The sequence below is a fragment of the Bosea sp. RAC05 genome (genome assembly GCF_001713455.1).
Taxonomy (GTDB): domain Bacteria; phylum Pseudomonadota; class Alphaproteobacteria; order Rhizobiales; family Beijerinckiaceae; genus Allobosea.
Genome location: NZ_CP016464.1, coordinates 152,857 through 167,220 on the forward strand (window position 1 = coordinate 152,857; position 14,364 = coordinate 167,220).

Here is a 14,364-nt window from a genome sequence, read left to right on the forward strand (position 1 = left end):
GGACATCATGGACCAGATCATCCTCAGGAACCGGACCTTCGACGAACTGGCCGTCGGCGACAGCGCCTCGCTCCAGCGCAGCGTCGGGCGCGACGACATCGACCTCTTCGCCGCGGTCTCCGGCGACCTCAACCCGACGCATCTCGACCCCGGCTTCGCCGCCGGCGAGCGCTTCGGCCATGTCGTCGCCCATGGGCTGTGGACCGGCGCCCTGATCTCGGCCCTGCTCGGCACCCGCCTGCCCGGCCCGGGCACGATCTATCTCGGGCAGGAGCTGCAGTTCCGCCATCCGGTGGCACCGGGCGACACCATCACCGCCACCGTCCGGGTCCGCGAGAAGCGCGCCGACAAGCGCATCGTCGTCCTCGACACGACCTGCACCAACCAGGACGGCGAGGAGGTGCTGGCCGGCACCGCCACCGTCATCGCGCCGCTAACCAGCGTCGCCTGGCCGAGCCCGCATCTGCCCGAAGTCGCGCTGCGCCGGCATGACCGCTACGACGCCTTCGTGCGCGACGCCCGCGCCCTGCCTTCGCTGCGCGTCGCGGTGATCCATCCCTGCTCGCCGGAAGCGATCATCGCCGCCGTCGAGATCCGCGACGAGGGCCTGCTGGCGCCGATCCTGGTCGGGCCGGAGGCCAAGATCCGCGCCGCTGCGGAAGCCGCCCGCGTCTCGCTCGACGGCATGCCGATCGAGTCGGTCGAACACAGCCACGCCGCCGCCGCGCGCGGCGTCGAACTCGCCATGGCCGGCCGCGTTTCAATCCTGATGAAGGGCAGCCTGCACACCGACGAACTGCTCGGCGCGGTGGTCGCGGTGGGCTCGGGCCTTCGGACCGAGCGCCGCATCAGCCATGTCTATGCGATGAGCATACCGGCCTATCCCAAGCCGCTGATCGTCACCGACGCGGCGATCAACATCCTGCCGACCCTCGAGCAGAAGCGCGACATCTGCCAGAACGCCATCGACCTGCTGCACACGCTCGGGATCGCGGAGCCGCTGGTGGCGATCCTCGCCGCGGTCGAGACCGTGAATGCGCGGATGCCGGCGACACTCGACGCCGCGGCGCTGACGGTCATGGCTGCGCGCGGCCAGATCACCGGCGCGCGCGTCGACGGCCCGCTCGCCTTCGACAATGCGATCAGCCCCGAGGCCGCCCGCACCAAGGGCATCGTCTCGCCCGTGGCGGGCCAGGCCGACATCCTGCTGGTGCCCGATCTCGAGGCCGGCAACATGCTGGCCAAGCAGCTGATCTATTTCGCCGGCGCCGATGCGGCCGGCCTCGTGCTCGGCGCGCGCGTGCCGATCGTCCTGACCAGCCGCTCGGATTCGCTCAAGACCCGCATCGCCTCGGCCGCGCTCGCCAAGCTCGTCGCCTCGCGGCGCGGGCCCGGCATTCCCGCCAAGGGAGCCGGTGCGTGATGGGGAGTGACGACGGCCGCATCCTGCTGACCTTCAACGCCGGTTCTTCCACGGTGAAGCTCGGCCTGTTCGCGCTCGGGCCGCAGGGCCCGCGACGCATCGGCAAGGGCATGATCGACTTCCGCCGCGAGCCCCTGCGCTTCGAGCTGACGGAAGGGCCGGACCGCTTCGACATCGCGCTCGAAGCCCGCCCCGGCGCGGAGCTCGACGATGTGCTGAGCGAGGTGCTGCGCCGCCTCTCCTGGCATGTCGATCTCGACGCCATCGCCGGCATCGGCCACCGCATCGTCCATGGCGGCGACCGTTTCACCGACCCGGTCCGCATCGATGACACGGTCATCACCGCCCTCGAGGCCCTGACGCCGCTGGCGCCGCTGCATCAGCCGCAGGGCTTGAGGCTGGTCCGCGCCGCCGCGCGACTGCGCCCCGGCCTGCCCCAGACCGCCTCCTTCGACACCGCCTTCCACCGCAGTCAGTCCGATCTCGCCCGCCGTTTCGCGATTCCGCGCGCGCTGCACGACCAGGGCATCCGGCGCTACGGCTTCCACGGCCTGTCCTACGCTTTCGTCGCCGCCGAACTGGCCCGCCGGCGCCCCGATCTGGCGGGCGCGAAGGTCGTCGTCGCCCATCTCGGCAGCGGCGCCAGCCTCTGCGCGCTCGCAGGCGGCCTCAGCCGCGACACCAGCATGGGCTTCTCGACCCTGGACGGCGTGCCGATGGCGACGCGCTCCGGCGCGATCGATGCGGGCGTGCTGCTGCATCTGCTCGGCCCGATGGGGCAGAGCGTCGCGCAGGTGGAAGACCTGCTCTATCGCCGCTCGGGGCTGCTCGGCGTCTCCGGACTCAGCGCCGACAGCCGCGAACTGCTCGACAGCGCCGCGCCGGAGGCCGCGGAAGCGGTCGACCTCTTCACCTTCCGGATTGCCGGCGAGGCGGCGCGGCTGGCGACCACGCTCGGCGGGCTCGATGCGCTCGTCTTCACCGCCGGCATCGGCGAGCACCAGCCGCGCATCCGGGCCGCGATCGCGAACCGCCTCGCCTGGCTGGGGCTGGCACTCGACGAGAGCGCCAACGCCGCCAACGCCGCAACGATCTCCGCCGCCGGCAGTCGCGTCGAAGCCTTCGTCATCGCCACCGACGAGGAGCAGGTCATCGCCGACGAGGCCTGCGCCCTGCTCCAAGCCGTCTGAACCGGCTCAGGCCAGCCGCTCCAGCGCCGCCCGCAGCAGCGAGACCATCTCCTCGATCTGGGAGGGCTCGCAGATCAGCGGCGGCGAGAGCGCGATGACGTCTCCCGTGACGCGGATCAGCAGCCCCTTCTCGAAGCAGTCGACGAAGGCCTCATAGGCGCGCGCGCCGACGGCGCCGGGGCGCGAGGCGAGCTCGATTCCGGCGACGAGACCGATCGTGCGGATGTCGATGACATGCGGCACGTCGCGCAGCGAGTGCAGCGCCTCCTCCCAGAGCGGCGCGAGGGATGTCACGCGCGTCAGCAGCCCCTCGCCGGCATAGATGTCGAGCGTGGCCAGCCCCGCCGCGCAGGCCACCGGATGGCCGGAATAGGTGTAGCCGTGGAACAGCTCGATCGTCGCCTCCGGCCCGCTCATCAGCGCGTCGTGGACCTTGCGGGCGGCGAAGACGGCGCCCATCGGAATCGTGCCGTTGGTGATGCCCTTCGCCGTCGTCATCAGGTCCGGCATGACGCCGAAATACTCGCTGGCGAAGGGCGTGCCGAGCCGGCCGAAACCGGTGATGACCTCGTCGAAGATCAGCAGGATGCCGTGGCGCGTCGCGATCTCGCGCAGCCGCTCGAGATAGCCCTTGGGCGGCACCAGAACGCCGGTCGAGCCCGCCATCGGCTCGACGATCACCGCCGCGATGGTCTCCGCCCCATGCAGCGCGACCATCCGCTCGAGATCGTCGGCGAGCTCGGCGCCATGCGCGGGCTGGCCCTTGCTGAAGGCGTTGCGCTCCAGATCATGGGTGTGACGCAGATGGTCGGCGCCGGGCAGCAGCGGGAAGACGCGGCGGTTGTTGACCAGCCCGCCCACCGTGATGCCACCGAAGCCGACGCCGTGATAGCCGCGCTCGCGGCCGATCAGCCGCGTCCGCGTGCCCTGGCCGATGGCGCGCTGATAGGCGACCGCGATCTTCAGCGCGGTGTCGACCGATTCCGAGCCCGAGCCGGTGAAGAAGATCCGGTCGAGCTTGCCGGCGCCCTCGCCCGGCGCGATCGCCGCCAGCCGCTCGGCGAAATCGAAGGCGATCGGGTGGCCCATCTGGAAGGAGGGAGCGTAGTCCAGCGTCGCGAGCTGGCGCTCGACGGCTTCCGTGATCTGCTGGCGGCCATGGCCGGCATTGACGCACCAGAGCCCGGCCGTGCCGTCGATGACCTTGCGCCCGTCCTCGGTCGCGTAGTGCATCCCCTGCGCCGAGGCGAGCAGCCGCGGCGCCGCCTTGAACTGCCGGTTGGCGGTGAAGGGCATCCAGTAGCTCTCGAGCGAACGGGCGTTCTGCAGGGCCTGCGGGGGCGTGGCGATGGTCATGGGTGATCTCCTCTTCCGGCAGGGAGCACCGTTCGACCAATCCGAACAAGTCTGTTTCGGTGCTCTGGCAAACTCTTGTTTTTATTGAAACGAAGATCAGAATGGTGCGGATATCGACCAAGGAGACCAGGGTTCTGTGAGCGACACCGACATCGGCGCGCGGCTGCGCTATCTGCGCACCCGCCAGGGGCTCTCGCAGCGCGCGCTGGCCAAGCGCGCGGGCGTGACCCATTCCACCGTCTCGCTGATCGAATCCAACGGCGTGAACCCGTCCGTCGGCGCGCTGAAGCGGATCCTCGACGGCATCCCGATCGGCCTCTCCGAGTTCTTCGCGCTGGAGCCCGACCGCCCGCGCCAGGCCTTCTACCGCGCCGACGAACTGGTCGAGATCGGCAAGGGCGGCATCTCCTATCGCCAGGTGGGCGAGAACCTCTTCGGCCGCGCCCTGCAGATCCTGAAGGAGCGCTATGAGCCCGGCACCGACACCGGCCGCGTGCCCCTCTCGCATGACGGCGAGGAGGGCGGCATCGTGCTGTCCGGCCGGCTCGAGGTCTCTGTCGACGACGAGCGGCGCATCCTCGGTCCCGGCGACGCCTATTATTTCGAGAGCCGCCGGCCGCACCGCTTCCGCTGCGTCGGGCCGGTCGCCTGCGAGGTCGTCAGCGCCTGCACGCCGCCCTCCTTCTGACCCCCGGCGCTTGACCGCGACCCGTCCCGCGCCCACCTTGACCTCTAATGACTAGAGGTTTGGAGTGAACCCATGCCCACCGCAGCCGCCGCAGAGCGCGTGATGCCGATCGGGGCGCTGGCCGAGCGCACCGGCGTCAAGGTCGAGACGATCCGCTATTACGAGCAGGTCGGCCTGCTGCCGCCGCCGGAGCGCTCGGAGGGCAACCAGCGGCGCTATGGCCGGCGCCATGTCGAGCGCCTCGCCTTCATCAAGCATGCCCGCGATCTCGGCTTCGCCGTCGAGGCGATCCGCGCCCTGCTCAGGCTCTCGGACAATCCGGCGATGGCCTGCGACGAGGCCCATGCGATCGCGGTCGCGCATCGCGACGAGGTCCGCCACAAGATCGCGCGTCTGCGCTCGCTGGAGGCCGAGCTGGAGCGCATCGCCGCGACCTGCTCCGGCGGCGTCGCCGCCTGCGACTGCGCCATCATCGAGGCGCTCGCCGACCACGGCCGCTGCAGCCACGCCGCGCATTGACGCAAGGTCCGCAGCTCCCAGCGGGCACGGCCGGACGCGCAGCCTGTGGAGAAGCGCAGCCGCGGCGGCCTGCGGCGACGCATGGTGATTGCGGCACGAGCCGGCCAGACGCTAGCCTTGGCAGACAACCGTCGGGAGCCACAATGTCCAGCGATTTCGCCACGCCGCCCGGTCTGAGGCATCGCCAGATCGCGGTCCGCGACACGACGCTGCACGTCGCCGAGGTCGGTTCCGGGCGGCCGGTGCTGCTGCTGCATGGCTGGCCGGAATTCTGGGCCACCTGGTTGCCCCTGATGAACCGGCTCCACCCGGATTTCCGGCTGATCGCGCCCGATCTGCGTGGCTTCGGCGACAGCGCCAAGGCGGCCGCGCCGCGCAGCGACGTCGGCCCCAACAGCCATGCCGACGACATGGCCTCGCTGGTCGGCGCACTCGGCTTGGATTCGGTCGGCGTCGTCGGCCACGACGTCGGCGCCTATGCCGCACAGGCGTTGGCGCGGCGCCATCCGCAGCTGGTCGAGCGGCTGCTCTTCTTCAACTGCCCGACCCAGAGCATCGCCGGGCGCTGGGTCCATGACGGACATGTCAATGAGGTCTGGTACCAGTCCTTCCAGCAATTGCCGCTGGCCGAGACGCTGATCGGCCTCAGCCGCCAGTCCTGCGCGCTCTATTTCTCCTATTTCCTCTCGCATTGGTGCCATCGCAAGGACGCGTTCGATCCGGCGCTCGAGCTGTGGATCGACAATTTCATGAAGCCCGGCAATCTGCGCGGCGGCTTCGACTGGTATCGCAGCCAGAATGCCGCCCGGCTGGCGGCGATCGACGGCCACCCGACGCCCTCGGTGCGCATCCACCACCCGACGCGGGTGCATTGGGGCCGCCACGACCCGGTGCTGAAGTCGGAATGGGCCGCCTTCGTGCCCGAGCATTTCGACAACGCGCAGGTCACCTTCTGCGAGAGCGCCGGGCATTTCGTGCATGTCGAGGCGCCCGACGAAGCCGCGGAGATCTTCGCGGATGTCTTCGGCTGAGCGCCACGCGCGAAGCCAGGCCTCGTTTCCCGGCGAAGCGTGCCTAGATAGGCCCTGCGGCAGATGACGGGCGTCCTGCGCGCGACCATCGGAGGACAGGCGATGCCGAGACACCGACCCCCAGCCGGGAGACGCGCTGCGGCCCGAACCGCCGGTTGCGAGAACAAATCCCGATTCCCCGGGAGTCAGCGATTCGGGCCTGCTTCGTTCGGGACTCGTTCCGCTTCCTAGTTCACCGCTGGCTCCGGGCCGCAGCGACGCCCTTCTGCAGGCGCCCCCGGCCCGGCACTTCACCATGATCGGCGTCGGCCTTGCTCCCTCCACGCTCCCTGCCTCCCTCGGCCCGCGCCAACGGCGTCACTGCCGTCCTCGGCCCGACCAATACGGGCAAGACCCATCTCGCGATCGAGCGGATGGTCGCCCATCCAACGGGCATGATCGGCCTGCCCCTGCGCCTGCTCGCCCGCGAGGTCTACCAGCGCGTCGTCGACAAGGTCGGCGCCGCTGCGGTGGCGCTCGTCACCGGCGAGGAGAAGATCAAGCCGGAGCGTCCCCGGTTCTGGGTCTGCACGGTCGAGGCGATGCCGCGCGACCTCGCCGTGGACTTCGTCGCGATCGACGAGATCCAGCTCGCCGCCGATCTCGACCGCGGCCATGTCTTCACCGACAGGCTGTTGAACCGGCGCGGCCGCGCGGAGACGATGCTAATCGGTGCCGGCACGATGCGGCCCGTGATCGAGCAGCTCATCCCCGGCGTGAATGTCGTGACCCGCCCGCGCCTGTCGCAGCTGATGTTCGCCGGCGACCGCAAGATCACCCGTCTGGCCCCGCGCTCGGCCATCGTCGCCTTCTCGGTCGAGGAGGTCTATGCCATCGCCGAGCTGATCCGGCGCCAGAAGGGCGGCGCGGCGGTCGTGCTCGGCGCGCTCAGCCCACGCACCCGCAACGCCCAGGTCGAGATCTACCAGTCCGGCGACGTCGACTACCTCGTCGCCACCGATGCGATCGGCATGGGGCTGAACCTCGACGTCGACCACATCGCCTTCGCGGCCGACAAGAAATATGACGGCCATCATTTCCGGAAGCTGAACCCGGCCGAGTTCGGCCAGATCGCCGGGCGCGCCGGGCGCCATCTGCGCGACGGCACCTTCGGCACCTCGGGCCGCTGCCCGCCCTTCGAGGCGGATCTCGTCGAGGCGATCGAGAATCATCGCTTCGAGCCGGTGCGTCAGCTCCAGTGGCGCAACACCGATCTCGATTTCCGCTCGGTGGCGCAGCTTCTCGACAGCCTGAACCTGCAGCCGACGGAGCCCGGCCTGACGCGCGCCCTGATCGCGGAGGACATGTCGACGCTCGAAATTCTGGCGCGCGATCCCGACATCAAGGCGCTGGCGCAGGGTCGCCCCGCGGTCGAACGGCTCTGGGAGGTCTGCGGACTGCCCGATTATCGCAAGATCGCGCCGCAGCAGCATGCCGACCTCGCAACCACCCTCTATTTGCGCCTGATGCGCCATGGACGGCTCGATATCGACTGGTATCGGGCCCAGCTTGCGGCGCTGGATCGCACCGATGGCGAGATCGACACGCTGTCTGCGCGCATCGCGCAGGTCCGCACCTGGACCTTCGTCGCCAACCGTCCGGACTGGTTGCCCGATCCTGAGCATTGGCAGGGGGTTGCGCGTCTTGTAGAGGACAAGCTCTCGGACGCTCTGCACGAGCGTCTGGCCAGCCGATTTGTCGACCGGCGCACCAGCGTGCTGCTGCGCCGTTTGCGGGAGAATGCGATGTTGGAGGCTGAGGTCACCACGACGGGCGACGTGCTCGTCGAGGGCCAGCACGTCGGAATGCTGCAGGGTTTCCGCTTCACGGCGGACCCCAAGGCCGGCGGGCCGGAGGCGAAAGCCTTGAACATGGCGGCGATGAAGGCGCTGGCCAGCGAGATCGAGGCGCGCGCCGCGCGCGTCGTCCTCGCCGGCGACGACGCCTTCGTGCTGTCGCATGACGGGCTGCTGCGCTGGGTCGGCGAACCCGTCGCCCGTCTCGTGGCCGGCGAGAAGGCCGTCGAGCCCCGCCTGCGCCTGCTGGTCGAGGAGCATCTCGCCGGTCAGGCGCGCGAGCAGGTCGAGGCCCGGCTGCAGCTCTGGCTCAAGAACCACGTCACCCGGCTGCTCGGTCCGCTGCAGCTGCTGGAGGACGCGACGACGCTGACCGGCATCGCCCGCGGCATCGCGTATCAGGCGGCCGAGGCGCTCGGCGTGCTCGAGCGCGCCAAGGTCGGCGAGGAGATGAAGGCGCTCGACCAGGAGGGCCGCGCCGCGCTGCGCCAGCTCGGCATCCGCTTCGGCGCCTTCCATCTCTATGTCCCCGCCCTGCTGAAGCCGGCGCCGCGCGCGCTGGCCGCCCAGCTCTGGGCCCTCAAGCATGGCGGCCCCGAATTGTCGGGCCTGGACGACATCGCCCATCTCGCCGCCTCGGGCCGGACCTCCTTCCCGGTCGACAAGGCCGTGCCCAAGGGGCTCTACCGCGCCGCCGGCTACCGCGTCTGCGGCGAGCGCGCCGTGCGCGTCGACATCCTGGAGCGCCTGGCCGACCTGATCCGCCCCGCGATCGCCTATCGCCCCGGGGTGACACAAGGGACGCCGCCGACGGGAACCGCCGATCAGGACGGCTTCGTCGTCACCGGCGCGATGACCTCGCTCGTCGGCTGCGCCGGCGAGGACTTCGCCTCGATCCTGCGTTCGCTCGGCTATGTCTCGGTGAAGCGCGCCGGCCCGGCCATCACCGTGCCGCTCGCAGCCGCTCCCGCCAGGCCCGCGCCGGCCGAGACGGCCGCGGAAGCGACCGAAGCCGAGACCGCTGGTGGCGCCGAGGCAGCCGAGGCCGCTGATGCCAAGGCCCCCTCGGCCGCGGGTGACGTGGCCGAAGCCACGGCCGATGTCGCCGCTGCGGAGGCCCCAGCCGCCGAAACGCCCGACATGCCGGCCCTGACGGCGCAGGAGCCCGAACCGGCCCACGAGCCCGTCCCGGCCGACCTGCTCTCCGCCCTGCCCGCGACCGAGGCCGAGCCGGCCGCCTCCGAGCCGGAAGCCACCGCGGCGGAGACGTCGGCCCCGACCGCCGCTACCCCGGCCGAGCCCGAGATGATCGAGGTCTGGCGTCCGCACCGCCACCAAGGCGGCCGGCGGCCCGAGCCGGCGCGCGGCGCCCGCGAAGGTGCACCCGGCGAACGCCAGCCCGGCGGCCGCCGCGGCGACAGGCCCAATCGCGGCCCGCGCCCGGGTGGTCCGCGCCGCGAGGGCGGCGATGCGCCCGTGCCCGTTCAGGCGGCGTCCGGCGACGCGGCGGCACCGTCCCCGCGTCCCGAGCGCGAGCCCCGCCGCGATGAGCGCGGCCGCCAGGGCCCGCGCGGACCGCGTCCGGACAGCCAGCGCTCCGAGGCCCCGCGCGCCGAAGGTGGCGGCCGGCCGGAGCAGGGTCGCGGTCCGCGGCCCGATTTCAAGCGCGACGGTCGCCCCGGTGGCGGCGGCCCGCGCCGCGACGACCGCGGCGGCGAGCGCTTCCAGCAACCGCCACGGCCACGCCCCGCCGACCGCGAGCCCGATCCGGATTCGCCCTTCGCCAAGCTCGCCGCCCTGAAGGCCCAGCTGGAGGGCCGCAAGAGCTGAGGGAGACGGCGTCTCCCGCCTCCCGCTGAGGCCCACCGGTGCGCGACGACCGCCAAAGGCTCGACAAATGGCTCTGGTTCGGGCGGTTCGCCCGGACGCGGTCCGCCGCGGTGCGGCTGGTCGAAGAGGGGCATGTCCGGCTGGACGGGAAGCGGGTCCTGAACCCGGCGCAGGCGCTCAAGCGCGGCGACGTGCTAACGCTGGCGCTGCCCCACGCCACCGTTGTCGTCCGCCTCCTGGCGCTGGGCGAGCGCCGCGAAGCCTTCGAGCGGGCGCGGCTTCTCTATGAGCGTCTCGACGACGGCGAGCGCGGCGATCCGCCGCTTGCGGGCGACGACGACGGGGGTTAAAACGGAAAGTCGTTTGTACACAAACGAATTCGAGGCACATCGCCGGCGCGCGTTGCAGCCCCGGAACCGGGCCGTATGCTGGTCCCTGCGCGAGGCAGGTCCGGAACGGTCTTGAAACGGATGGCTTTGAAGGCTTTATGGGCGGCTCTGGGAGACGGGAAGGACCTGCGACATGACCTATGTGGTCACCGAGAACTGCATCAAGTGCAAGTACATGGACTGCGTCGAGGTTTGCCCGGTCGACTGCTTCTATGAAGGCGAGAACATGCTCGTCATCCATCCCGACGAGTGCATCGACTGTGGCGTCTGCGAGCCGGAATGCCCGGCCGAGGCGATCAAGCCCGACACCGAGCCGGGCCTCGAGAGCTGGCTGCAGCTCAACTCGAAATACGCCTCCAGCTGGCCCAACATCACGCAGAAGAAGGACGCTCCGGCCGACGCCAAGGCCTTCGATGGCGTCGCCGGCAAGCTCGAAGCGCATTTCTCGGCCAACCCCGGCGAGGGCGACTGAGCCGCTGCCAGGAGCGGCGCTCCGCGTCGCACGCGGCTGTTAACCACACGCCCGCTGTCCGGCCGAAGCTTGCGCCGGGCTTGCGTTTACCTTTGATTCGGCGTGTTTTTTATGCTACAGGATAGCTTCAGTCGCATTCGTTCCGCATGCCCCTGCGAGGTTTTTCACAATCGGGGCGCCCCCAGAAAAGGATGACGAGAGCCGCCGGCACCTTTGCCGGAGCATTCGCTGTCTTTGCTTGGCGGCACAGGAGAAACGACCGGCTGAGGGAGCATGAGGCGGCGGGCCCTGCCTGCCCGCCCCAGGCAGAGTGTCTCCGGCCATCCGGCTGGAGATTGAGAATCGCGAGCCCGCGTCCAGCGGTCCGGTCAGGAGTCTTAACGGCATGTCCACGGTGAAGAAAGCTGTCGTGCGCCAGGGTTTCAAGACGGGCGAGTTCGTCGTCTATCCGTCCCACGGCGTCGGCCAGATCACGGCGATCGAGGAGCAGGAAGTCGCGGGCTTCAAGCTGGAATTGTTCGTCGTCAGCTTCGCCAAGGACAAGATGACGCTGCGCGTCCCCACCGCCAAGGCCGCCAGCGTCGGCCTGCGCAAGCTCGCCGATGCCGAGAGCGTCACCAAGGCGCTGACCACGCTGACCGGCCGTGCCCGCGTCAAGCGCACCATGTGGTCGCGCCGCGCCCAGGAATACGAGGCGAAGATCAATTCGGGCGATCTCGTCGCCATCGCCGAGGTCGTGCGCGATCTCTACCGGTCCGAGGCCCAGCCCGAGCAGTCCTATTCCGAGCGCCAGCTCTATGAAGCCGCCGTCGACCGCATGACCCGCGAGATCGCGGTCGTCGACGACATCACCGAGACCGAGGCCCTCAAGAAGATCGAGGGTCAGCTCGCCAAGTCGCCCCGCCGTCCGGCCAAGGGCGAGGTGGTGGAAGCCGCTGAGGGCGATGTCGAGGGCGACAATGACGACCTGCAGGAAGAAGCCGCCTGATCAGGCGCTCTCCCTCTCGAGACAGGCAAAACCCGGCGGGCAACCGCCGGGTTTTTTCATGCTCGCCCGCGCGTCTCGGTGAGGTTCCGGAATGCGTCCCGGGTCAAGCCCGGGACGACATGGTGTTTCCGCACACAGCCAGCCTGCTCCGGAGGCAGGTGGCCCTCACGCCGCCCCCGTCTCCGCCGCCAGGAAAGCGACCGCCTTGTCCCATGCCTGCTTGGCTGCCGCCGCATTGTAGCGCTCGGCGCTGGTATCGTTGTGGAAGGCGTGGTCGACGTCCGGATAGACGATGACCTCATGGCGGATGCCGGCCGCCTTCAGCGCCGCCTCGTACTCCGGCAGTTGCTGGACGAGGCGCGTATCGCGCGCCGCATGCTGGATCAGCAGCCGCGCCTTGATCTGCGGCACCTTGGCGAGATCAGGCGAGCGACCGTAGAACACCACCCCGGCGGTGAGTTCCGGCACTGAGACTGCGAGGTCGTTCACGGCGCCGCCCCCCCAGCAGAAGCCGACCGCGCCGGTCTTCCCCGTCGCATCCGGCCGCGCCGCGAGGAGCTTCAGCGCCGCCCGGCCCTGGCGCAACACATCCTCGGCCGACAGTTTCGGGAACAGGGCGCGCGCCTCGTCAGGGTCCTGCGGCGTCCCGCCCAGCGGCGTCAGGAAATCGAGGCCCAGCGCCGTGAAGCCCGCCAGCGCCATCCGCCGCGTCACGTCCTCGATATGCGGATTGAGCCCGCGGTTCTCGTGAATGACGAGCACGCCGCCGCGCCGGCCGGCCGTCTTCGGAACCGCGAGATAGCCCCGCAGGAGAACACCGTCGACACGCGTCTCCAGCCGCTCGCTCGTCAAGCGGCCATCGTCGGGTGCGATCTGCTGGGCCTGGGCGTAGTTCGGCTCGAGCAGAGCGAGCGCGGCCTCCGCCGCCGCCGTCGACCCCGCCAGCACCATCAGCCGGTTGAAGAACACCCGCCGGTCGAGAGGCTTGTGGGTGTATTCGTCGTAGAGTTCGACGATGCGACGATCGAGCGCCATGAAATCCTCCCGGATCGCGGCACAGGCAAACCGCCTCGACCGCCTGTTCGCCGCAGCTTAGCGGGTCGCGGCAGGAGATCACTTCGCCCCGGCGCCTCATCGCGCCTTCGTGAAGCAGAGGCCCGCGCGCCTCATTCCGCGACGATCTTGTAGCGCTGCCCGGGCACCAGCGCGCCGCCGCGCTCGATGCCGTTCAGCACCATGAACAGCTCCTGCGCCCGCTCCTGCTCGGCCATCCTGGCCGCCATCGTCGCCGGCGTGTCGCCCGCTGCCGCCGTCACGATCCGCACGGTGATCGGCCGCACCGCCTGGGCCTCCTCCGGACTGAGCACGCGGAAACTCGCCATCAGCGCGCGCATCGGCCGCTCGGGATCGCCCCCGCCCTTGGCCGCGAGAATGAAGCGATAGACCCGGTTGCCGGCCTGCACGGCCGCCAGCCGGAAGGTCCAGTCCGTGCCCTTGCCGACCGCGATGACACCCGGCTGGCCGGCGATGTCGAGCGGCTCGATCGCGGTCGTCTCGACACCCTCGATCCAGCCGGCGGCGACATAGGATTGCAGCGTCTGGTCCGGTTTCAGCGTGACGAAGTCGAAGCGCAGCGCCTGGGCGCCGTTGGCGCTGACGCCAATGACCATGTCGCGCGCCGCCTCGAGGCTGAAGCCCTCCGGGGCGGTGAAACCGATCCGCAGCGCGCTGTTGACGTAGCGCCGCCCGCGCACGACGCCGTCGCGCGGCTCGTCGCCATAGGCGAGCCCGTCGATCGCGGCGAGCCAGCGCCCGCTATCCCGTTCGCCGATCCCCGGCGCGCCGATCTGCCGGGCCGCGGCTGTGACGGCGGCGATGCGCTCCGGCGTCTGCGGGTGGCTGGAGAGCATGTCGAGGCGCTTGTCGTCGGCGCTCTGGTTCTGGCCGCTGTTGCGGAAGGCGGTGTTGCGCCCCAGTGCCGCCAGGAAACGCCCTGCGCCATAGGGGTCGTAGCCGGCGCGCGCGATGTTGCGCACACTGATCTGGTCGGCGTCGAGCTCCTGCTGGCGCGAGAACTTCGCCAGCGACAGCTTCGACACCGCGCTCACGGCCGCCCCCTGCTGCGGATCGTTCAGCACCTGCGCGACGACCTGGCTCACCAGCGCCGACTCCAGCTCGCGCTCGGCCCGCTCGACGGCGTGCTGGGCCGTGACATGGGCGATCTCATGGGCGAGCACGGAGGCAATCTCGGCCGTGTCGTTGGCCAGCGCCAGCAGGCCGCGCGTGACGTAGAGCCGGCCATTGGGCAGGGCGAAGGCGTTGACCGCCGGCGAGTTCAGGATGGTGATCTCATAGCTGCCGATCTGGCCGTCGCCCGCCTTGGCGAGCCGCTGCACCACCTCGTCGAGCTGCGCCCGCGCCTTCGGGGCGCGGTATTCGCCGCCGAAGGCACTCAGCAGCCGCTGATGCTCGCTGGCCGAGGCCCGCTGCAACGTGCTGACGCGGGGCGCGATCTCGCCCTCCGACGCCTGCGGCGGCAGCAGGATGCTCTGGTCGCCGGCGCAGCCGAGCAGCAGCAGCGTCGGGACCACGACCGCGCCCAGCCGGCGCCATCGCCGCCACCGATCTCGCCCAAACTCCAGC

12 protein-coding genes are annotated in these 14,364 nt (G+C 70.3%); 9 read left to right on the forward strand and 3 right to left on the reverse strand.

Features of this window, described 5'->3' with window-relative positions:
* Window positions 1-7: 7 nt before the first annotated feature.
* Both BSY19_RS04260 and BSY19_RS04265 read left to right on the forward strand, forming a co-directional pair.
* Entirely contained in the window at window positions 8-1,423 is a 1,416-nt protein-coding gene (locus tag BSY19_RS04260; protein ID WP_150129489.1) for a bifunctional enoyl-CoA hydratase/phosphate acetyltransferase, read from the forward strand.
* On the forward strand, window positions 1,423-2,613 hold the full coding sequence (locus BSY19_RS04265) for an acetate/propionate family kinase (RefSeq protein WP_069053062.1): 1,191 nt from the start codon (window positions 1,423-1,425) through the stop codon (window positions 2,611-2,613). The genes BSY19_RS04260 and BSY19_RS04265 overlap by 1 nt, the downstream gene beginning before the upstream one ends.
* A gap of 6 nt (window positions 2,614-2,619) precedes the next feature.
* Here BSY19_RS04265 and aptA read toward each other — a convergent pair whose 3' ends face one another.
* A complete protein-coding gene (gene aptA, locus BSY19_RS04270; RefSeq protein WP_069053063.1) occupies window positions 2,620-3,969 on the reverse strand; it encodes an omega-aminotransferase AptA in 1,350 nt (449 codons plus the stop codon).
* A gap of 136 nt (window positions 3,970-4,105) precedes the next feature.
* Between aptA and BSY19_RS04275 the strand changes: the two genes are divergently transcribed.
* The 7 genes from BSY19_RS04275 (at window position 4,106) to BSY19_RS04305 (ending at window position 11,721) form a co-directional block, all read left to right on the forward strand.
* The gene (locus BSY19_RS04275) at window positions 4,106-4,657 is read left to right on the forward strand and encodes a cupin domain-containing protein (protein ID WP_069053064.1); all 552 of its coding nucleotides are present in this window, start codon (window positions 4,106-4,108) and stop codon (window positions 4,655-4,657) included.
* 72 nt (window positions 4,658-4,729) lie between these two features.
* A complete protein-coding gene (locus BSY19_RS04280) occupies window positions 4,730-5,176 on the forward strand; it encodes a MerR family transcriptional regulator (RefSeq protein WP_150129490.1) in 447 nt (148 codons plus the stop codon).
* Between the two features lie 143 nt (window positions 5,177-5,319).
* Window positions 5,320-6,207, forward strand: a complete 888-nt coding sequence (locus tag BSY19_RS04285) for an alpha/beta fold hydrolase (RefSeq protein ID WP_083247390.1) — start codon at window positions 5,320-5,322, stop codon at window positions 6,205-6,207.
* Window positions 6,208-6,518: 311 nt separating this feature from the next.
* The gene (locus BSY19_RS04290; protein ID WP_069053065.1) at window positions 6,519-9,872 is read left to right on the forward strand and encodes a helicase-related protein; all 3,354 of its coding nucleotides are present in this window, start codon (window positions 6,519-6,521) and stop codon (window positions 9,870-9,872) included.
* 38 nt (window positions 9,873-9,910) lie between these two features.
* Window positions 9,911-10,222, forward strand: a complete 312-nt coding sequence (locus tag BSY19_RS04295; RefSeq protein ID WP_069053066.1) for an RNA-binding S4 domain-containing protein — start codon at window positions 9,911-9,913, stop codon at window positions 10,220-10,222.
* Window positions 10,223-10,394: 172 nt separating this feature from the next.
* Window positions 10,395-10,733 carry a ferredoxin FdxA gene (fdxA, locus tag BSY19_RS04300; RefSeq protein ID WP_069053067.1) on the forward strand — a complete coding sequence of 113 codons (339 nt, stop codon included), beginning with the start codon at window positions 10,395-10,397 and terminating at the stop codon, window positions 10,731-10,733.
* Window positions 10,734-11,118: 385 nt separating this feature from the next.
* Window positions 11,119-11,721, forward strand: a complete 603-nt coding sequence (locus tag BSY19_RS04305) for a CarD family transcriptional regulator (protein WP_069053068.1) — start codon at window positions 11,119-11,121, stop codon at window positions 11,719-11,721.
* Window positions 11,722-11,886: 165 nt separating this feature from the next.
* Here the strand turns inward: BSY19_RS04305 and BSY19_RS04310 are convergent, their stop codons facing one another.
* A complete protein-coding gene (locus BSY19_RS04310) occupies window positions 11,887-12,756 on the reverse strand; it encodes a dienelactone hydrolase family protein (RefSeq protein ID WP_069053069.1) in 870 nt (289 codons plus the stop codon).
* 131 nt (window positions 12,757-12,887) lie between these two features.
* Complete coding sequence (locus tag BSY19_RS04315) at window positions 12,888-14,312, reverse strand: M48 family metalloprotease (RefSeq protein ID WP_236840468.1); 1,425 nt, start codon at window positions 14,310-14,312, stop codon at window positions 12,888-12,890.
* Window positions 14,313-14,364 lie beyond the last annotated feature (52 nt).

Coding starts and splice junctions, on each gene's coding strand:
- BSY19_RS04260 (WP_150129489.1), top strand. CDS start 8: ATGGACCAGATCATCCTCAGGAACCGGACCTTCGACGAACTGGCCGTC.
- BSY19_RS04265 (WP_069053062.1), top strand. CDS start 1,423: ATGGGGAGTGACGACGGCCGCATCCTGCTGACCTTCAACGCCGGTTCT.
- aptA (WP_069053063.1), bottom strand. CDS start 3,969: ATGACCATCGCCACGCCCCCGCAGGCCCTGCAGAACGCCCGTTCGCTC.
- BSY19_RS04280 (WP_150129490.1), top strand. CDS start 4,730: ATGCCCACCGCAGCCGCCGCAGAGCGCGTGATGCCGATCGGGGCGCTG.
- BSY19_RS04285 (WP_083247390.1), top strand. CDS start 5,320: ATGTCCAGCGATTTCGCCACGCCGCCCGGTCTGAGGCATCGCCAGATC.
- fdxA (WP_069053067.1), top strand. CDS start 10,395: ATGACCTATGTGGTCACCGAGAACTGCATCAAGTGCAAGTACATGGAC.
- BSY19_RS04305 (WP_069053068.1), top strand. CDS start 11,119: ATGTCCACGGTGAAGAAAGCTGTCGTGCGCCAGGGTTTCAAGACGGGC.
- BSY19_RS04310 (WP_069053069.1), bottom strand. CDS start 12,756: ATGGCGCTCGATCGTCGCATCGTCGAACTCTACGACGAATACACCCAC.